The sequence below is a fragment of the Asticcacaulis sp. AC466 genome (genome assembly GCF_000495815.1).
Lineage (GTDB): Bacteria > Pseudomonadota > Alphaproteobacteria > Caulobacterales > Caulobacteraceae > Asticcacaulis.
This window is the reverse complement of record NZ_AWGE01000006.1, coordinates 286,241-305,454: the sequence shown is the minus strand read 5'-3', so window position 1 is coordinate 305,454 and position 19,214 is coordinate 286,241. Positions and strand designations below refer to the sequence as shown.

15 protein-coding genes are annotated in these 19,214 nt (G+C 59.1%); 7 read left to right on the top strand and 8 right to left on the bottom strand.

All coding sequences use genetic code 11. The features are described from left to right. Positions 1 to 68: 68 nt before the first annotated feature. The 3 genes from AEAC466_RS30190 to AEAC466_RS30180 all read right to left on the bottom strand — a co-directional run bounded on the left by AEAC466_RS30190 (position 69) and on the right by AEAC466_RS30180 (position 4,118). Complete coding sequence (locus AEAC466_RS30190) at positions 69 to 2,495, bottom strand: TonB-dependent receptor (RefSeq protein ID WP_081714576.1); 2,427 nt, start codon at positions 2,493 to 2,495, stop codon at positions 69 to 71. Then, complete coding sequence (locus AEAC466_RS30185; protein ID WP_023457531.1) at positions 2,425 to 3,420, bottom strand: FecR family protein; 996 nt, start codon at positions 3,418 to 3,420, stop codon at positions 2,425 to 2,427. The genes AEAC466_RS30190 and AEAC466_RS30185 overlap by 71 nt, the downstream gene beginning before the upstream one ends. Before the next feature lie 80 nt (positions 3,421 to 3,500). Further along, positions 3,501 to 4,118, bottom strand: a complete 618-nt coding sequence (locus tag AEAC466_RS30180; RefSeq protein WP_023457530.1) for an RNA polymerase sigma factor — start codon at positions 4,116 to 4,118, stop codon at positions 3,501 to 3,503. Between the two features lie 119 nt (positions 4,119 to 4,237). Here AEAC466_RS30180 and AEAC466_RS43685 point away from each other — a divergent pair, with 119 nt between their 5' ends. The 5 genes from AEAC466_RS43685 to AEAC466_RS30160 all read left to right on the top strand — a co-directional run bounded on the left by AEAC466_RS43685 (position 4,238) and on the right by AEAC466_RS30160 (position 12,550). Next, positions 4,238 to 5,257: a glycosyltransferase gene (locus tag AEAC466_RS43685; RefSeq protein ID WP_023457529.1), complete on the top strand. Its 1,020-nt coding sequence runs from the start codon at positions 4,238 to 4,240 to the stop codon at positions 5,255 to 5,257. A 75-nt stretch (positions 5,258 to 5,332) separates the two neighbouring features. Continuing rightward, on the top strand, positions 5,333 to 6,226 hold the full coding sequence (locus AEAC466_RS30175) for a glucosamine inositolphosphorylceramide transferase family protein (RefSeq protein WP_023457528.1): 894 nt from the start codon (positions 5,333 to 5,335) through the stop codon (positions 6,224 to 6,226). A 676-nt stretch (positions 6,227 to 6,902) separates the two neighbouring features. After that, positions 6,903 to 7,748: an IclR family transcriptional regulator gene (locus AEAC466_RS30170; protein ID WP_023457527.1), complete on the top strand. Its 846-nt coding sequence runs from the start codon at positions 6,903 to 6,905 to the stop codon at positions 7,746 to 7,748. A 489-nt stretch (positions 7,749 to 8,237) separates the two neighbouring features. Further along, entirely contained in the window at positions 8,238 to 11,069 is a 2,832-nt protein-coding gene (locus tag AEAC466_RS30165; RefSeq protein ID WP_023457526.1) for a TonB-dependent receptor, read from the top strand. 221 nt (positions 11,070 to 11,290) lie between these two features. Continuing rightward, positions 11,291 to 12,550 carry a DUF2264 domain-containing protein gene (locus AEAC466_RS30160; protein WP_031238464.1) on the top strand — a complete coding sequence of 420 codons (1,260 nt, stop codon included), beginning with the start codon at positions 11,291 to 11,293 and terminating at the stop codon, positions 12,548 to 12,550. Positions 12,551 to 12,581: 31 nt separating this feature from the next. Here AEAC466_RS30160 and AEAC466_RS0122255 read toward each other — a convergent pair whose 3' ends face one another. The 4 genes from AEAC466_RS0122255 to AEAC466_RS43680 form a co-directional block, all read right to left on the bottom strand. Next, entirely contained in the window at positions 12,582 to 13,787 is a 1,206-nt protein-coding gene (locus AEAC466_RS0122255; RefSeq protein WP_023457524.1) for a DUF4861 family protein, read from the bottom strand. A gap of 8 nt (positions 13,788 to 13,795) precedes the next feature. Further along, positions 13,796 to 14,983 (bottom strand): glycoside hydrolase family 88/105 protein, encoded by a 1,188-nt coding sequence (locus AEAC466_RS30155; RefSeq protein WP_023457523.1) that lies wholly within the window; start codon positions 14,981 to 14,983, stop codon positions 13,796 to 13,798. A gap of 68 nt (positions 14,984 to 15,051) precedes the next feature. Next, the gene (gene kduI / locus AEAC466_RS30150; protein ID WP_023457522.1) at positions 15,052 to 15,897 is read right to left on the bottom strand and encodes a 5-dehydro-4-deoxy-D-glucuronate isomerase; all 846 of its coding nucleotides are present in this window, start codon (positions 15,895 to 15,897) and stop codon (positions 15,052 to 15,054) included. A 1-nt stretch (position 15,898) separates the two neighbouring features. Beyond that, entirely contained in the window at positions 15,899 to 16,423 is a 525-nt protein-coding gene (locus AEAC466_RS43680; protein WP_023457521.1) for a GlcG/HbpS family heme-binding protein, read from the bottom strand. 354 nt (positions 16,424 to 16,777) lie between these two features. On the opposite strand from AEAC466_RS43680, the gene AEAC466_RS30145 reads away from it, so the two are divergent. Next, the gene (locus AEAC466_RS30145) at positions 16,778 to 17,080 is read left to right on the top strand and encodes a hypothetical protein (protein WP_023457520.1); all 303 of its coding nucleotides are present in this window, start codon (positions 16,778 to 16,780) and stop codon (positions 17,078 to 17,080) included. Positions 17,081 to 17,090: 10 nt separating this feature from the next. Here the strand turns inward: AEAC466_RS30145 and AEAC466_RS30140 are convergent, their stop codons facing one another. After that, positions 17,091 to 17,894, bottom strand: a complete 804-nt coding sequence (locus tag AEAC466_RS30140) for an IclR family transcriptional regulator (RefSeq protein WP_023457519.1) — start codon at positions 17,892 to 17,894, stop codon at positions 17,091 to 17,093. A gap of 102 nt (positions 17,895 to 17,996) precedes the next feature. Between AEAC466_RS30140 and rhmD the strand changes: the two genes are divergently transcribed. After that, the gene (rhmD, locus tag AEAC466_RS30135) at positions 17,997 to 19,196 is read left to right on the top strand and encodes an L-rhamnonate dehydratase (RefSeq protein WP_023457518.1); all 1,200 of its coding nucleotides are present in this window, start codon (positions 17,997 to 17,999) and stop codon (positions 19,194 to 19,196) included. Positions 19,197 to 19,214: the final 18 nt, after the last annotated feature.

Genomic DNA, 19,214 nt, shown 5'->3' with positions numbered 1-19,214 from the left:
GGCAATCCGCTTACGCCCCACATCGCCGAGCTGGTATTACATCGGTTTGTCCCCGATCAGACCTTGGTTCAGAAGTGTCGCGTAACCGCCAGCCACAGAGTTCGAGGCCGCAGCGGCGTTATCTGATTTCCGGCGGCAAACGGATTACCGTAGGCAAAACTGTTGCTTTGCGCGCCCGTGGCGTTTGTAACGCGCGCCGACACGGTATATCGGCCGATATCGGCAGACGACGTCAGGTCCAGATTGGTGTAACCGCGCATCCAAGTGGTCTGGGCGATGGGATAGTTGAGCGGAGACCGCCCTCGATATGCCAGGATGGCGCTGTGACGCAGGACCAGTCCCTTCAGGCTTTGGCTCCATTGCGCGTTCAGGCTGCCGCTGGCGCGCGACATATAGGGCATACCCCCGCCAACGCGCCTGGGGAACAACGGATTGACCCGATTGAGCCTTGGGTCGTTATATTGGCCAATCAATTGCAAGGTTAGAACGGGCGAAGCGCGCCATTCTGCATCCAACTCCATGCCCATATTTGATCCATCGCCAATATTCAGCGTGATGGGAAGGCCCGTGGGACGTAACTGGTCACTCTGAATATCCACCCAGTCTGCCTTGAACACTGACAGATTGACGCGCCAGCGATTGTCGACGGTGTGATATTTGACCCCCGCTTCCCGATTGCTCAACTTGTCGCCGCGATAGGCGGGCGAGACAGCCGTCGCGATCAGTGTGGTGGTGTTGAAGCCGCCTGTGCGAAAACCATTCGATGATAAGGCGTAGACAAGCAGCCGATCTGACGCCTGGTAGCTGACCATCAGTTCATGCGACACGGGGACGGCCGACATGCCGTCTTCTATATGCCCTTGCGGCCGGTAATTGATGAGACGGACATTGCTGATGCGGCTGTCGGTTTCATGATCCGACCGCTGAATGCGCAAACCCGCAGACAGACTCCAGCGCGGCGTCACGTCATAGGTTAGACGACCGAACAGAGCCACGTCGCTGATCCGGTCCTTTCGCACTTCGTTGTACAGGGTGCGCTTGGTGTAAAAATCCATTAGATGCGGTGTGAAGACTTCGTCGCTGCGCGCGGCGAACACGCCCGCCAACCAGCGAAAACGCTGGTCCGAGCGCGACACCAGACTGGCATCGAGAGACGACATACGAAAAAACTGATCTTCTTCGAAATAAAGGATGCCGGAATTCGGTATGGAGACATACCGTCCTACCGGCTGCGCATCGTAGCCGCTGCGGACCTTATGCCTGAGCTGGTTAAAGGTCACCTTCAACGTCCCAATATCCATATCCCTGGTCAGGCCCAGGGACAGATTATTGAACCGGTTGTTGTGCGGCTCCGTCAGCGAGACCGGCCGTCGATAAGGGCCGCGCTGCCCCATAACGTACTGGCTGTTGGACGAGGTGAGGTTCTGCAAGACTGCGGTCGCGTCAAGCCGCGTATCCGGCGCCATCTGCCAGGTCAGCATAACCCGGCCACCACTGCGTTCTGTGGTATTGGTCGCCTGCCTTGACGGGTCAGCCATGGCCTGCGGCCCACTCGAAGCGCCCGGCTGAGGAATGCCGTCACCCTTTATGAACCCGCCAGTCTTTTCTTCATACAAGGCAACCCGCATCGCGACTTGGTCCTCAATCAACGGCAGATTGACAACGGTGGTGGTGCGCCATGACTCCTTGCCATGCTGGGTAAATCCGACAGCGGCGCCTGCCTCGCCTTCGAACAGGTTCAAACGCGGCTTCTGCGTCACCAGTCGAACGACGCCGGATAAGGCGCCCTGTCCATACAGATTGCCCTGCGGACCTTTCAGCACTTCGATACGCGCCATGTCGACCAGCAATAGGTCTGGATCGGGTGCATTATAGGTGATCGGCGCATCGTCGAGATACAAACCCGTCGTCGATTGCGTGCGCCCGGTCAGCACACTGTCGGACAGGCCGCGCAACAGAATCTTGTCGCGGCCGGGCCCCAGATTGGTGATGGCCATACCTGGGACGTGTGCGGCAATTAGAGACAGGTCCGTATCGTTGCCGGACAACAATGGCGGCGCCACCACATTGATAGCCGCCGGCGTGCGGGCGGCGGTTTGCTGGCGGCGAACGATCACGACGGCGATCTCTTCAGCCGCCGCCCCCTTCGGCGGGGCCGGCCGCGGCGGCGAAACCGATCGGGTCACTGGCTTTGCCCTGGCGACCAGCCGATAGGTCACCGTATCTATAGGTTCTACGTCGCAGGCACTGTCCTTAAGCAGACGTTTCAAGGCCTGATAAGAGTTAAGTCTGCCTGTCAGGGCCCGAGGCCTGGCAAAGCAGGCAACGGGATCGACGCCACCAATGGACAATCCCCGGATGGCAGCCAATTCAACTAAGGCCGCCGGCAAGGGCTTGGCCGCTATATTTATATTTGAAACGCGCTCAGCCGCCCCTGCCGCTGTCGCCAGAAGCAGAGCCGGCATCACTACGACGGCTGAGATAAATGGCTTCATTGGAAACGCGAACTTCGAGCGGTAGGAACTCCCCCAGGCGCCCGGCAACCGCAGTCTGCGAATCGAGGGTCACGATCATATTCAGCCTCAACTGTCCGGCAGCAGGATCAACGATTATCGGCTTGTCGTAATACCGGTTCAGATCCTTGACGACCGCGGACAGCGGCTGATTTCTGTAGATAGCATGGGCTGATTGCCACGCAAAGGCCTGTTGCAGATCGGCCTTGTCGAAGCGATTTTGGCCACTCGCCTCATCATGCGTGCCCCTGTCGCCAGCCTTCAGGTTGCGGGCCTGACCTTGTGACATCAGTTCAACCTCACCTTCACGCACGTCAACGCGGGTCACTCCATCCAAACGCGATACGTTGAATTGCGTGCCGATATCGGTCAGCCGTGCATCGCCGCTCTTGACGACGAAGGGATGGGCGTCGTCATGAACGACGCCCAAAGCGATTTCACCCTTTTCCAGGGTCAGGGTGCGCGTTTCGCCGATATGGGCAACGACGCGCGTATCGGTGTTGAGCATGAGATGGGTACCGTCCGTTAGCACCACTTCCTTGCGCTGCCCCTTGGCGGTTTCATAAGTCGTTGCTGGCGCCTGGGTGACGACGAAGATCGCGGCCAGCACAGCCGCCATCAGGGTTGCACCTCCGCCCAACCAAGCCAGGTAAGCCTTTCGAGCGACCGGCCGACGCCGGATTGCCGGCGCAATTGGCATGATGGGATCGGCGGGCGTGACGGGGTCGTCCGGTGTGTCCAGGTCTGCCCACAGCAGGAGCGCCTCGCGATACGCATCGGCATGACGAGGCGACGCCGCAACCCAGTCGGACAAAGCGATGATTTCGGCTTCGCCTATGGCACCGCCCATGGCCTTTACGACCCAATCGGCGGCCTGCGCCTCAATGTCCGTGTCCAAATCCGACATATAAACCTTGCCTCTTTGTATAGAAGACACTCCAGGTACGTATACCCCGTAACCAAAATACCCAATGTAATAAGAACCGCTTACTGAAAATTTCGACTTCGGTTCAACGCGAGAAGGTGTTTCAGCGCCCGGCTCAAATGCTTTTCGACCGAACTGATGGACACGTCCATTCGCTTGGCCACCTCAGGCTGCGTCAGCCCATCAAACTTGTGCAGGCGAAAAATCGCCTGCGTTTTTTCCGGCAGAGTCGACAAAGCCGCCATGACGGCACGCAACTCCTGACGCGCCGCCACGACCGTTTCGGCGCTGGGCGTCGCATCGGCATCCGGCAGGTGTTCGGCCTGCGGATGCAGATCGCGCCAGGCCGTGTCGCGGACACGATGGCTGTTTTCGCCGCGCAGCCGGTTGAGGTACAGATTATTGGCCATGCGGAACAGGAAGGCCAGAGGCTCGCGAATTTCGGTCTGAATGTCCTGCGTGCTGAGTTTAAGATAAATATCCTGCAGCACGTCCTCCGCTGCAGACTCATCGCCGCACAAGCGAACCAGAAAACGCAGGAGCACTTCGCGCTTGGCGAAATAAGTCTCTGACAGGATGCGGTTTTCAGGCAAGTCAACACTCTCTGAGAGGATGGGCACATATAGCGCCGTCTTGACATTGGGAGCAAGGGCAGCCCCCGCCAGCCCCCTGAAATTCATCGCATTGACTTTTTGTTTACCTCCACCGTGAGGGACCGCCCGAACAGCCGTGTCTTCTTATCGGAGGCGCCGTGCACCGGGGATGCGGCGCCTCCACCGATTAGGGTTGGGGACTTGGTATGCGTCTGCTGAACATTATGATGACTCCTGTAAAAGGGGGTGACGGCCTGATGGCCATGCACTACCACGAGGCATTGAGTGCAGAAGGATTCGACGTCCTGAGCATCGGCGAACCCACGGGTATGCTGACCGAGGCCACGTCCAGCCACGGGTTCAAGCCCATTCATATGCAGTCACTTTACGATCCGTTGGCCGCGCTGAAGCTGGCCGGGCTGAACCGCGAATTTCGTCCGGACTTCGTTATTGCCCACGGCAACCGTGCCGGGCGCCTGTGCATGTTGCCCTTCACGGGGACACAAAAGAAGCTGGTTCAGGTTCTGCATACGCCCAGCTACAAGCCCCACCTCAAGCAGGCCAACGCCGCCCTGTGCATCAGCGAACATGTCCGTGAGGGCGCGCGCAAGGCGTTTCCGGATCTGAAAGTGGTCGACATGGCCAACTTCTCTCACCTGCGCACATTGCCTGTAAAAAATACCACAGCTGCCTGCCCAACGATAGGCGCCATGGGACGCCTCCACGCCATCAAGGGCTTCGATGTCCTCATCCGCGCCGCCGCGCAATTGCGCGCCGCCGGTCAGAGATTCCGCCTAAAGATCGCCGGTGACGGTCCTGAGCGCCAGAATTTGGAAGCCTTGGCCGCGGACCTGCGCTTGGGCGACTGTGTCGAGTTTTGCGGCTGGGCCGCCGACCCGATCCAATTCTTGTCAGACGTTGACCTGTTCGTGGTGCCGTCGCGTTATGAGTCTTTCGGCCTGGTGGTGATCGAAGCTATGGCCGCTGGCGTCCCCGTCGTTGCCTCAGACACCGAAGGGCCCCGTCAGGTGCTCAAGGCCGGCCAATTCGGCGCGCTGTTCAAGAACGAGGATGCCAGTGCCCTGGCCGCCGCTGTCGGCTCCATCTTTTCGGACTGGTCGTCCTGGCGCAACCAGGCTCGCGCCGCCCAAACCTATGCGATGGATGCGTTCGGCTTCGATTCCGGTCGCCGCCGCCTGCGTACAGCCATCGAATCCCTCGCCTGATCGCGCCGGCGCCCCGTTGACACGTGCTCCCTACGCGTCCAGACCTTCGCCTGCAACACACACGCGGAGGCGCCAGTGAAAACAGATCTGTGGCATGTCGGATTCCTGAACCGGCCCGTAACCGATCTGATGGTTCCGGGCGCCTTGGCGAAATCCGCCATCACATGGCTGCCCCTGCCCGCCAGCTTTCAGTTCATCGCCGACCCCTTCGGCATCAAAACAGACGACGGGCTCACCATATTCGTTGAATATTTCGACTACCGCATCAAACGTGGCGAAATTCACTATTACAGCTATGACGCCGCGGGGGCACTGATGACGAGGGGCGAAGCCCTGGTCACCCCGTTCCACCTGTCATACCCCTATCTCATTCAGGACGACGGCGCGCTCTACATGCTGCCGGAAGCGCACAAGAGCGGCGTACTGACGATTTACAGATGCGACCATTTCCCCGATCGCTGGACGCCGATAGCGACCCTGCTCGACCTGCCAGCCATAGATGCGACGGTCGTACAGCATGATGGGCGCTGGTGGATGTTCTACGCCCTGCCCGGCCCCGATGGCCGCGCCATGCGGGAATTACACATAGCTTACGCCGATGCGCTGATGGGACCGTGGCGACAACATGCCGGCAATCCCGTCCGCACAGGATACGAGTCCTCGCGGCCGGGCGGCAATGCCTTCGTCCATGACGGCAAGCTCCACCTGCCCATGCAGGACTGCGTTGCGCACTACGGCGCGGCCATGAACATCCTGCGGATCGACACCTTGACACCGGAGCACTTCGCCGCGGAGCCGGTGGAACGCCTGACGGCCGAAGGTTTGATGCCGGGATATACCGACGGAATCCATACCCTGGCCGGTTTTGGCGACACAACGCTCATCGATGTCAAGCGCATTGAGACCTCGGCCAAAGCGCATTGGATAAAGCTGCAACACAAGCTCAATCGTGCCTTAGGTAAACGCTGAAATGAAAACGGGTAGTACATCTACCGATGCACTACCCGTTTTCGATTGCATGTGACGCGACCGGTATGGCGTATCGAAGAGGTTGCGAACACGCTCGCCTGCTTCGACTGCCGGGTACGATTCTTCCCTAAATTTAGCGTGGTGCGATTATAATTTCGACCTGCGCATGTCTTCCATGCCACCGCCAATTTCCTGATAGCGGTATCATTGAATGTGATATCGGTAACATCAGTTCATGAGTCGGTCAACGGGCAACAGTAAATAGCCATTTTGCGTCTCGTCTGGCTAAACGCCTTAAAATCCAAGCTATTTACCGAGTAATCGAGACAGCAACTATTCCAGACGTCACTATATCACGCATTCGTGTACGCCTGCATTTATCATACTATTGCGCGTTTGAAATATAACTGGCGGAGGATGTTACCTCTCCTTGCGATCCCGTCACGGATGCCACGCCGTCCTAGGTATAAACCATTATAAATCTGGGTAGGGCGCCCGGGTCGATCGCCTTGTCGCAAATACAGAATGTCCGAAGCCCGGTTATGGCGATAGAACATATTGCCCCGTGAAACGCTCCCTCTTGTCAAGGATCGTCAAAATCACCTATACCCATAATAGGAACGGGCGTATTGCTTGCTGCCGTTCCCGACGTACGCATCCTTAAACATCTGGCGACATGAAACATAATCCGGCTGAACTCGACGAACCGTCCCTCGACAGCGAAACCCCATTTGGTGAGCCTCAGTCTGGTGACGCTCAGATTGCGTCGAAAGGCATGGCCGGCGCGTTGACCCTTATGAAGGGCCTGGATGTGCTGACGCGCGTATCCAAGGGAGACAATACGCTCGGCAAGATGGCCAAGTCGCTCGGCATCAACAAGACGACGGTTCACCGCCTGGCGACCACACTGGTCGAAGCCAACTATCTCAACTTTTCGCAGCGCGACGGGTACAGCCTGGGCACCAAGCTGCTCGAGCTCGGTTACGCCGCTTCGCAACAGATCACCCTGACCCGGGTCAGCCATGCTCATCTGATGCAGTTGTCTGCCGACACCGGCGACACGGTCAATCTTGGCGTCATCGACCGCAATCAGGTCCATTATATCGACAAAATCCCCGGCACGCGCCGCATCGAAGTCCGGTGCGTCATCGGCGAACGTCAGCCGCTGCGCCATACCGGTCTGGGCAAGGCCTTGCTTCTGAACGAAAGCGAAGACACTCTGCGCGAAATCTATCAGCGCGAGGCCGCCGAATATCCGCGCTACAAGTATGACGTCAAGCAGTGGCTCGACATCATGAAGCACTACCGCGAAGAAGATTATGCCCTCGATCTCGACGAAAACGAGGATCATATTCGCTGTGTCGCCGCGCCCATCCGCGACATGAATGGCCGCATCGTGGCGGCCGTCAGCGTGTCGTCCGCCGCGCAGTACATGGACGACCAGCGCATCCAGACGGTCAAGGCCTATGTCCAGGAAACCTGCCTGCATATCAGCCAGGAACTCGGCTACCGCCGCTCATAAGCCCGCCTGGCGCGAATCGCTCTGCCAAACGGGCTGTGTCTGGAATTTTAGTCGTAGATTTTAGTTTCCACCGCGACGAAAATACCGCGATGCGTTTGCCGTTCCGCATTCCGGTGCGAAATCGTTCCACATAACGGAACCCGCACGCAAAACGTTGCGAAAGTGGCACATAAGTGTCGCTTAGGACGGATTTCACCCCCATTTTCGTTCCGATATATGTACAGACATGCCGATAAATGTTACGCATGACCTCAAGACAGCCCGAAACCCTTTTTCGGCGGTCCATAATTATAAGAACCAAGGAAACAGGAAATGCTTGAACACTTAGCCAAGATGTCTCGTCTGTAAACGCCGCGCGTAAGGCCGGGCATCAAGGCCCGCCATTTTCACATCATATGCAATTCAATAACTGCGGGCTGTCCAAGCCCTGTGGCGGAGCGAGGTCGTACGCCTCGCGCCACGAATGACTGACCTGGGGAGGTAAATTCAATGAAGACCTATCTGTTAGCGACAACCATGCTGATCGGCTTATCAGCGCCGATCATAGCGCAGGCTCAGGAAACCCCCGCGCCGGCACCGGCACCGGCCGAAGAGCCAACGACCGTCGTCGTCACCGGCTTTCGTTCTTCGCTGCAAAAATCGATCAACCTGAAGAAGGAAGCCATTGTCGTCCGCGACTCGATCGTCGCCGAAGACATCGGCAAATTCCCGGAAGCCAACGTCGCCGAAGCCCTGCAACGCATTCCCGGCGTCTATATGAGCCGTGACGGCGCCTCGAACGAAGGCCAGCGCATTTCGATCCGCGGCCTGGGTTCGGAATATAATGTGACGACACTGAATGGCGCACCGGTTCACGTCACCTCATCCTCCAATGTCGGCAACTCCTCGCGCGACTTCAACTATGACGTCTTTGCATCGGAACTGTTCGGGCGCGTCGATTTCTATAAGACGCCTCTGGCTGAACTCGAAGAAGGCGGCATAGGCGGCGTTGTCGATTTGCAGACCCCGCGCCCGTTCGATAACAAAAGCCAGGTCATCCGCTACGCCGCGTCGGCCTCGTACAATACGGCGTCGAAGCAGGTCGACCCCAATCTGTCGGTGCTCTATTCGAACACCTGGGGCGACTGGGGCTTTTTGATCGGCGCCGCCCATTCGACCAGCGTCAATATGAAGTCGGGCTTCGAAGCCACCGGCGGCTATAACAGTTCCTACCTGGCCAACCACGCCAACAGCCTGGGCAGCGGCCCATTCAGCTTCGCACTCGACTTCGACGATCCGCGCGCCGCTGCTTCGCTGGCGAACCGCACAGCAATAGAGAACGCCTATCTGCCCCGCTTCTACCGGTATTACGGCGCCCAAAATACCCGCGACCGCGACGGCCTCGTCTCTTCGGTGCAGTACAAACACGACAATCTGAATGTCAGCCTGGACATGCTGTACTCGCACCTGACCGACTCGCGCGACGAATTTACTTTCGGCTTGCCGATCCGCAATTCGCGCACCACAAACACAGCCGCCCAACCCGGCGCCTCCGGCCACAACGGATTCGTCCCCATCGCCGTCACCATCGATCCAAACGGCAACCTGCTCGAAGGCACGTTCGGCAATACCTCGTATCTGGGCGAAAGCTACTACTACAACGATGAAACCAAGTTCGGCTACATCGCGCTGAACGGTAAATACAGCCTCAGCGACACCTTAAGCCTCACCGGCCAGGTCAGTTCGAGCGAGAGCGTGGCCTATTATGACAATAAGCGGATCGTTTCGAACATTTATGGCGTTACCACCACCATCGACTGGGGCAGCGATCACGTCTATCCGGGCCTGACGGCGCAGGGCATCGACTTCACCGATCCATCACGTTACCAGGACTTCTCAACCGCGCTCGACTGGAACCGTGAAATCGACCGTGAACGCACCGCCAAGCTGGTCGCCGATTGGGACTATGGCCTAGGCGGCTGGACCGGCCATCTGAAGGCGGGCCTGTCCTATGTCAGCACCACCAAGGAAAAGACCAAGCGCAACGGCACCTCGCTTGCCTCGGCCAAGCTGACCGCCGTCGGCGTCGCCGGCCTGCGTGCCGCGATGTTGCACAGCGTGCCGCTCGATAATCTGGTGATCGGCGACAACTATCCCAATGCCTGGGCGACCTTCTCACGCGACTATGTCAACAGCACCCTCGACCCCATTGGCGACGCCCTGGCCTCCCCAATCGACCTATCGACCAGCTTCACCGCCGAAGAAAACATCGCGACCGCCTTCATTCAGTCCGACTTCACCGGCCAGGTTTTCGACCGTGAACTGCGCATCAATGCCGGGGTCCGTTATTCGGACACCAAGTCGGCGATCGACAACTACAAAAAAACGGGCACCGGCGGCACCTATCAGCCCAATCAGGAAAAGAGCGGTTACGACAATATCCTGCCGTCCGTCAGCTTCGCCTACAATTTGCGTGACGATTTGATCTGGCGAGGGTCATGGGGCAAGACGATCACCCGCGCCTCGCTGTCGCTGATCGCCGCCCAGACCGTCATCCCGAACATCTACAACCAGTATGCGACCTCGGGTAATCCGGACCTGAAACCCCAGATCTCGACCAACTGGGATACGGGACTGGAATGGTATTTTGGCCGCGGCTCCTTGGTCAGTGCAGGCTTCTTCAAGAAAAACCTGGTTGACACCACCGTATCGCAGACCACCCACGTGCCGTTCTCCAGCCTGGGCCTGCCCGATACGTCGCTGGCCAATATCTTCTACGACGCAAACGGCCACGTCGATCCGAACCTCGATATTACGCTGGCGACCTATTACAATGCGGGCAAGATCGAATTGGACGGCTACGAACTGGCCTACCAGCAACAATTCAGCTTCCTGCCCGCCCCTTGGGATGGCCTGGGCGCCCTGGCCAGCTATACCCACGTCAATTCTTCGGGTTACGACTTCAAGACGACGGACGGCCGCACGCTCAATGTCAACACCATCCCGAAATATTCGTACAGCCTGACCGGTTACTACGAAAAGGGTCCGCTGGGCATCCGCCTGACCTATAACTACAAGGACAAAAACATCATCGAAACGTCCGCCAACGGTTCGGACCTGCAACGCTGGCACGCCGGCGCCGGCTATCTCGACGGCAATGTCAGCTACAAGCTGAATTCCTATGTCGAACTGCGCATTGACGCCCTGAACCTGGCCAATACGCTCGGCTACGACTATTTCGACGATGTGTCCGGCCGTTACGGCAACGGCAAGAAGACGCGCATGGACTACGCCAAGTATGACGGACGAACGATCAAGTTCGGCATCCGTGGCCGGTTCTGACGCTAAACTGTGTACCGCGTACCAAGCGGTGGAGTCTTCCCTAAGCCTCCGCCGCGCCACCTCCCTGATTTAAATTGTCCTCACCTCCCAGGCATGCGTCATAGGCGCATGCCTCTTTTTTTTACCTAAATCGTATCTATAAATGGACACTTCTTTCTATATACGATACGAATTTGACAATAAGGGCCGTCAAGCCGCGCATACAGAGAGGGTGAATTGCGATGAAAAGACGTGAGTTCATGGGCGCCATGATGGGCGCGGCCACGATTCCTGCCGTGGCAGGCGCCGCCACGGCCGCAACGCACGGAACGGCGGCGGCCGCGGCAGACGACCGGGCCTATATGACCGGCCTCATGACCCAGATCGCGACCCCGGTGCTGAGCAACATGTCGCAAGGCCAGCTGCAAAAGAATTTCAAGCTGGAGCTGTCGCCAACCTGGGACGGCCGGTCTCAAGGGGTTGCGTATCTAGAATGTTTCGGCCGGCTGATGTCCGGCCTCGCGCCTTGGCTGAACCTGCCTGAAGACGCCACGCCCGAGGGCCGGTTGCGCAAGACCTTCACGGAACAGGCTCTTCAGTCCTATGTTCATTCCGTCGATCCCAAGAGCCCGGACTACCTGCTGTGGTCGAACGCAGGCCAGGCCCTGGTCGATTCCGCCTATTACACCAACGCCTTCCTGCGCGCGCCCAAGCTGTGGGACGGTCTGGACGCCACGACAAAGGCGCGCATTGTCACGGAAATCAAGGGCCTGCGCCGCGTCTCCCCGCCCTATACCAACTGGCTGTTGTTCGCCGCTATGAACGAAGCCTTCTTGCTGTCGATCGGCGAAGACTGGGATCCGGTGCGCCTCGACCTGGCCATCAAGAAGATGAACGAATGGTACGTTGGCGACGGCTGGGTGGCCGACGGCGTTCACTTCCACTACGACTATTACAATTCCTATGTCATTTACCCGATGATGGTCGAAATCCTCGAAGTGCTGGAACGACTCAATCCGTCCTTCAACAACCTGAAGCCCGCCGATCAGCACGCACTCTGGCTAAAGCGGATGCAGCGCTATGGCGAGCATCTGGAACGCATGATATCGCCGGAAGGCACCTACCCGCCAATCGGCCGCTCCATGACCTATCGTACCGCCGCCTTCCAGCCGCTCGGCCTGCTGGCATGGCGCAAGGCCCTGCCCGACAGCCTGCCGGAAGGCCAGGTGCGCGCCGCCCTGACCGCCGCTCAGAAACGTATTTTCGCCAATCCGAGCAATTTCAACGAGGCAGGATACCTGACCATCGGCTTCGCCGGGCACCAGCCGACGCTCGGTGACTGGTATTCCAACAATGGCAGCATGTATATCGTGTCGGAAAGCTTTCTGGCCCTCGGCCTGCCCGCGAACGACAGCTACTGGACAACCCCCGCCCTGCCTTGGACGGCGAAAAAGGCCTTCGCGAACGAGACCTTCAAAAAGGACTACTACGTCGATTATTGACGCGTTTTTTGAAAGCGCGTGACGGCAACAGTCAGCGTGTCGAGACGACAAGCGGCTGATTCAACTCGGCCACCATCGCGTCCAGCCAGGTCTTGAAGCCATCGAGATCGCGTATGCCCGGCACGGCCGCCTTGCCTTCCTGCGTCCAGCGCGCGCCAAAACGATAATTGGCCTCGGTCCTGGATTTGAACTGCACGAAGAGGGTCTGACCGTCATTGACCGCCGGACCGGTCACATCGGCGCGACGATAGAAGGCGGCGGTCCCGACAGGGTCGGGTCCATGTTCTTGTGGCCCCCACGCGGCGATGTAGGTCCATTGACCATCGGCATCCGAAGGCTCGATACGCTGATCCCCCGCGTGAAAGGTCAGGCCGGTGATCAATGGCGCGTCCACCTTATCGGCGCGCACCGTCACTTCGGTGATCACCCGCCCCGCCGTAATGGCGTAAGTGGCGTGGATACGGCCCACGCCGCCGCCAATCGCATCGGCATCCACGCCGGCTATGGCGGTGACGGGTCCGTTGGCCAGTACCTTGCCGGTAATGGTCGAAGGGCCGATCTGCGTCGCCTTGCCATTGCGCAGCAGGCCGATGCCGCCGACCCCGAGCGAGGGGCCGACCTTGAAGATATCGCCGCCCCACGCCACCGGATACTGGTAGTCATCGAAACCATGACCGACGTCGGGGAAGATCATCCCCGTGCCGTACTTGCCGAAGATATCGGTGACATTGCGCTCATCGAGATAGAGACGGTAGGCCACCTTGTCCGATTCCCAGCCTATGCCTTCGAAGGCGATCAGGCCGTCGTGAATGAAATGGTCCTTGGGTGAGGTGAACCGGTCGCGCAGATGAAATGTGCCGCCCTTTATCGCCCCGCCGGTGGCGGGCGTGCCTTCCAGCTTGCCGCCGTCCTGGATATTGAGGGTGACAAGGACGCGCGGCGGCGCCGGTGGCGCGGCCTTCGGCACCAGGGTCGCTTTGACCTGCTCCTTGGGCTTCAGCGACAGGGTGAAGCGCACCTTGCCATCGATCCATTGCGCCGGCAGCACAGTCTGGCCGACCTTTACGGACCAGTCCTTGTGCGGCTTACGCCCCTTGACGGGAACGGCGACCTCGACCGCTTCGTCGCTGCGCGCGACATCAAGCGGGTTGGTCACGGTGACGTCCAGGGTGGTTTTCTGGGCATTGGCAGAGACGGCCGTCAGGGCAAAGGCGGTGATCAGCAACAGGCGCTTCATGACGGTCCCTACTTTTTGCGGCGGTCGAGCTGGAGATCGGCCACGGCCGTGCCGGCCATCAGGAAGGCGCCGACGCCGTAATATTGCGTGTCGTCATAGCTGACATTGTCGGGCTGATCGCCGATGGACTGAACATAGCCCAACTTGCCGTCCGGATGGACCGACCTGACCAGGGCAGCCCAGCCCTTGCGGACGGCTGGTTCATATGACTTGGCGTCGAGCAGCCCGGCCTTGATGCCCCAGGCCAGACCGTAGACATAAAAGGCCGTGCCGCTCGATTCCGGCACCGATGTCGCCGGATCGGCCAGCAGGGACGGCGACCAGTAGCCATCGGCCTTCTGGATCGAAATCAGCTTGGCGGCCATTTCCTTAAAGACGGTTTCCATGTGGGCGCGGTCGGCGCCCTGCGGCATCAACGGAATGATATGGGCCAGGCCCGCAAACACCCAGCCGTCGCCGCGCGACCAGAAGACCCTCTCACCATGGGGCCCTCGTCGCTCGAAGAAGCGCGAGTCGCGATAATAGAGGTGCTCCGTTTTGTCGTAGAGGTAATCGGTCGTCGCCCAAAATTCCTTGACGGCGTAGTCGCGATACTTGGCCTCACCGGTCTGGTTGGCCAGTTCGAGCCATGTCGCCGGGGCCATGAACAGGGCATCGGCCCAACACCAACGCTGGCCGCAATCGACACCGCGCGGATCGGTATATTCGCGGTGTTCCAGCCCGACTGTGGGCTGGAATTCCAGAATGGTGTCGTAGCTTTTGCGCAAGGGCGCGATGGCGTCAGGACCCGCGCCGTGCCGTGCCGCCCACAGATAGACCTGGCCTATGGCATGATCATCGGCGTGATAGAGTCGCTTACCCAATTCCCAGTGATTGGCTTCGCCCCGTTGCAACACGACCTGTTTGTAAAGAGGATTGTCGCTGTGATCGGCCAGGGCCGTCAGGCCGATGAACAAAGCCCCCTGGACCCAGTTTTTCGGGTCGGGCGTATCACCCGACGCATGGGCGGGCACAAGTCCGGCGGCGAGCGAGGCAATTTGGTAGTCCGCCACCTTTTCAGTCAGGCGCATCACGTCAGCGGATGTGTACGATACGGACGGCACAGCGGCGGCGGGCGGCGCCGCGTGAACCGGCAGTATCGGCGCGGCCAGACCGAGACCTAAGGTCAGCGCCAGAAGAAAGGGCTTATATCGCATGGGTATTTCCTCAGTCTTATTTTGTGTACCTAAGCTCAAACGCCGCCAGCGGACGGCGGCAACCGGGCTCAGGCCAGTTGGCAGATATCCAGTTCATTAAAGTCGCCATAGTCAAGGTTTTCCCCGCCCATGGCCCATATAAACGCATAGCTTGATGTGCCAGCCCCCATGTGGATCGACCAGGGCGGACAGATCACCGCCTCTTCATTGCCGACCACGATGGAGCGCGCCTTGTCCGGCTCGCCCATGAAATGGAACACGCGCGCGTCGTCCTTTAGGTTAAAGTAAAAATAGGCTTCCGACCGCCGGTCGTGCAAATGGGGTGGCATGGTATTCCACACGCTGCCCGGCCTGAGAATGGTCAGACCGAACAGCAGTTGTGCCGACGCGCAGGCATCCGGCGTCACCATCTGATAAATGGTCCGGGCGTTTGAGCTTGCTAACGCGCCGCGCTCGATCGGCACAGCGGTCTGCATCGAGAACATCTGGGTCGTGAAGCCGCAGTGGGCGGGCGTCGAGGCCAGGTAAAATCGCGCGCCGGCCGCCTCCAGACTTTCGAATACGACCTCTCGCGCCCCTTGCGTGATGTACAGGCCGTCAAGCGGCTGAAGTACGTAAGCGACGCCATCGACCGTGACGCGACCGGCGCCCGCGCCGACATTGACCAGGCCCATTTCCCGGCGATGCAGGAAGGGCTTGCCACGGTTCGATTCCGGCTCCTCATATACCGGCAGACGCACCGGCGTCGTTACCGGCATCGCCCCGCCGATGACCATGCGTTCCTGGTGCAGATAGTTCAGCACCACCCGATCGGGTGAAAAAAGCCCGTCGATCAGATAGTTGTCACACAGGTCGGCATTGCTGGCGCCCGCCATGATCGCCGGGGACGTCGCATAATAGGTCTTGCGGTACATTCTATTTCAATCCGATGGCCGGATATCTGACGACCGCAGCGCGCGCGCAGGCGTCGGCAACCTCATGCGGCACATCGGCCACCGCCAAGGCGCCAATCAATTTGCCGCCTGCGTGCAAGGGGACCGATCCGGCGTGGTCGTTGTAGATGTCCTTATGCGCATCGATCTGCGCCTTGAAAGCGGCATCACTCTTTTCGCGCAGTTCCATCTCGGCGCCCGGTTGATCAAAGACGAAGGCGGTAAAGGCCTTTAACGGTGCGGCGACCGGCGGCTTCATGGCGCCATCGGCGCGCAGGGTGGTCTTGACCACGCCCTTGTCATCCACCACGCTGGCACTGGCCGGATAGCCTCGCGCCTGACAATCGGCGATGGCGGCCTGGGCCAATTCCATTGCCTGGGTCAGGGCCATGCCGCTGTCGGTCGACGGCGGGCTTGCCGTTTGCGCGCACGCACCGGATGCCACGACCGCAGCCGCAAGCATGGCGACACTCCCATATTGCGAGGCCAGTGTGCTTAACCGCACCATTCGCGCCCTCCCTCACCCGTTGACATTGGCATGATCGTGAGCCTTGATCGACGCCTGTTAGGAACATTTCGTAACATATAACGACACGGCACGTCCACATAAAGATACGATTTTGGATGCGATAATGCGAATATGTAAAAATATGTTCCAATTTTCATGGAAGAAATCCCTTCGTTCCGATATTCGGAACGATTAGGGGTGCATGTCAGGTTCAAGGGGAGCAGGCCGTCACACGGGAAGCCGCCGCGGAAACAAACGCTTACGCCATTTTATTTACGTGCACGTCAAGATTGATGACTTATTTTATAATCGGCGTATTATCGGTTTCGGTTCCGTCATCAGGAGCGTAGTTCGATGCCCGAATTATCATTGCCAACTGCCACGCGTCCGCTGTCACGCCCGCCGTTTCCTCCCAATGCCCTTGAGCCCGAAAGCCAATATCCGGGCGTATGGGACTGGACGCCGCGCGATGCGCCGGCCATGGGTACTGTAAACCTGCCGCTTCAGGCCAAGCGCCCCCTTGGCGGATCGGAAGGCGTTCCGGACACGCAACCGGATACAGACGACCTGCTCAATATCGCCCTTACCGTCATTGCGGGCATCGGCATCACCGTGGCGATAACCAGTCTGGTTCGATCCATCCTGCCGCGCCGCTGACCCTGAGGTCTTATCGACGCGCGCGCCAGCCGAACTCGCTGGAAATCGCTTGAACCGTATCCAGAACCTGGCGCTTCAGGATTTCCATGCGGGTATCGTCCAGATACTGCGCCGCCGACGAAACGCTGATCGATCCAATGATCCGGCCGGCCGCGTCGCGAATAGGCGCCGCCACACAGCGGATGCGATCTTCATTTTCTTCGAGATCCAGCGCATATCCGGCGGCAGAATAGGCCTTCATGCGCTCAAGCCATTCCGTCTCCGGAACGCGATAGGCCGGAAACTGCCTGGCTTCGCGGGCGTAGACCTCTTTCCACGCCTCCTCGGTGTCATCGAGCAGCAGTGCCTTGCCGATGCCAGTGGACCGCAGGGGCTGGCGCTCACCGATGCGCGACGAAATCTCGATGCGGCGCGAGCCGGAAATCTTGTCGAGATACAGCGCCTGATCCTTTTCCAGAATGCCGAGATGCACCGTGTCGCCACTGTCGTGCGACAGCTGCAGCAGGTAGTCGTGCGCCACGCGGGGCAGGCTCATATTGCGCGACGCCAGGTGCCCCAGTTCGAGCAGTCGCGGCCCCAGGCTATAGCCGACGCGGGGCGTGAAATTGAGAAAGCGCTGCTCGACCAGGGTCGTGGCCAGGCGGTGGGTCGTCGAGCGCGTAAGTCCGATCGCCTCGGACAGGTCGGGCAAGGTCTTGGCCCCGGCGGCGATGGCCATCATGACATCAAGACCCCGCACCAGGGTCTGAGCGCCACCCAGAGTTTTGGCGACGGCGTCGTCAGACTCCTCGGACACATTCTCAATTGACGCCATTTGTTTCATTCTGTAGAACTCAAATCTAGATAATGGGACAATAACACGCTTTATTGTCTGCGAACAGGGCTCGGGATAAGCTTTATCCCAAATGGTGAGATTATGTCTAGATATCCAAAAATTAAACAGGTCCGCGCCTCGGTTATCAAGGGTGGTGAAGGCGGCGGCGGGGCCGACTATCACGATCAGGGTGAAGGCCACTGGATTGATAACCATATCGCGACCTCCATGGGTCGCTATCCGGAATACCGCCAGAGCCGCAAATCCTTTGGCATCAATGTACTGGGGACGCTGGTCGTCGAAATCGAATGTGAAGACGGCACGACCGGTTTCGCGGTGACCACCGGCGGCGAACCGGCGGCCTATATGGTCGAAAAGCACTTTGCGCGGTTCCTCGAAGGCCGTTCGCCTTTCGATTACGAAACCATCTGGGACCAGATGTACTTCGCCTCGCAATATTATGGCCGCAAGGGCATTGTGGTGAACGCCATTTCCGGCGTCGACCTGGCCCTGTGGGACCTGATGGGCCGCCTGCGCGGCGAGCCCGTCTATCACATGCTGGGCGGCGCGGTGCGCAATGAATTGCAGTTCTACGCCACCGGCGCGCGTCCGGACCTGGCCAAACAGATGGGCTTTATTGGCGGCAAGCTGCCCCTGCTGCACGGTCCGATCGAAGGCGACGAGGGCCTGAGAAAGAATGTCGAGTTGCTCGCCGACATGCGCAGTAAATGCGGCGATGATTTCTGGCTGATGTATGACTGCTGGATGGCCCTCGATGTGAATTACGCCACCAAGCTGGCCCATGCCTGTCATGAATACGGCTTAAAATGGATCGAAGAAGCCATTTCTCCGGACGATTACTGGGGCTATCAGCAACTCAAAATGAATGTTCCCGCCGGCATGCTGGTTACCACCGGTGAACACGAAGCCACACGCTGGGGCTTCCGGATGCTGATGGAGATGGACTGCTGCGACCTGATCCAGCCGGATGTCGGCTGGTGCGGCGGCATCACCGAATTGCTCAAGATTTCCGCCATGGCCGATGCCAAGGGCATCATGGTCGTCCCGCACGGATCGTCCGTATATAGCTATCATTTCGTCATCACACGCCACAATTCGCCGTTTGCCGAATTCCTGATGATGGCGCCCAAGGCCGACCACGTCGCGCCAATGTTCCATCCGCAATTGCTCGGGGAACCGGTGCCGGAAAACGGCCGCCTCAATGTCAACACGCTGGATAAGCCGGGTTTCGGTGTCGAACTGAACCCGGACGTCAAGCTTTATCGCCCCTATACCCATTAAGACCTTCCCAGGGCTCAA

Bases quoted from the DNA above. Each gene is read 5' to 3' on its own strand.
- AEAC466_RS30190 (WP_081714576.1), bottom strand. From the start codon at position 2,495: ATGAAGCCATTTATCTCAGCCGTCGTAGTGATGCCGGCTCTGCTTCTG.
- rhmD (WP_023457518.1), top strand. From the start codon at position 17,997: ATGTCTAGATATCCAAAAATTAAACAGGTCCGCGCCTCGGTTATCAAG.
- AEAC466_RS43685 (WP_023457529.1), top strand. From the start codon at position 4,238: ATGCGTCTGCTGAACATTATGATGACTCCTGTAAAAGGGGGTGACGGC.
- AEAC466_RS0122255 (WP_023457524.1), bottom strand. From the start codon at position 13,787: ATGAAGCGCCTGTTGCTGATCACCGCCTTTGCCCTGACGGCCGTCTCT.
- AEAC466_RS30165 (WP_023457526.1), top strand. From the start codon at position 8,238: ATGAAGACCTATCTGTTAGCGACAACCATGCTGATCGGCTTATCAGCG.
- AEAC466_RS30160 (WP_031238464.1), top strand. From the start codon at position 11,291: ATGAAAAGACGTGAGTTCATGGGCGCCATGATGGGCGCGGCCACGATT.
- AEAC466_RS30180 (WP_023457530.1), bottom strand. From the start codon at position 4,118: ATGAATTTCAGGGGGCTGGCGGGGGCTGCCCTTGCTCCCAATGTCAAG.
- AEAC466_RS30155 (WP_023457523.1), bottom strand. From the start codon at position 14,983: ATGCGATATAAGCCCTTTCTTCTGGCGCTGACCTTAGGTCTCGGTCTG.
- AEAC466_RS43680 (WP_023457521.1), bottom strand. From the start codon at position 16,423: ATGGTGCGGTTAAGCACACTGGCCTCGCAATATGGGAGTGTCGCCATG.
- AEAC466_RS30140 (WP_023457519.1), bottom strand. From the start codon at position 17,894: ATGGCGTCAATTGAGAATGTGTCCGAGGAGTCTGACGACGCCGTCGCC.
- AEAC466_RS30170 (WP_023457527.1), top strand. From the start codon at position 6,903: ATGAAACATAATCCGGCTGAACTCGACGAACCGTCCCTCGACAGCGAA.
- kduI (WP_023457522.1), bottom strand. From the start codon at position 15,897: ATGTACCGCAAGACCTATTATGCGACGTCCCCGGCGATCATGGCGGGC.
- AEAC466_RS30145 (WP_023457520.1), top strand. From the start codon at position 16,778: ATGCCCGAATTATCATTGCCAACTGCCACGCGTCCGCTGTCACGCCCG.
- AEAC466_RS30185 (WP_023457531.1), bottom strand. From the start codon at position 3,420: ATGTCGGATTTGGACACGGACATTGAGGCGCAGGCCGCCGATTGGGTC.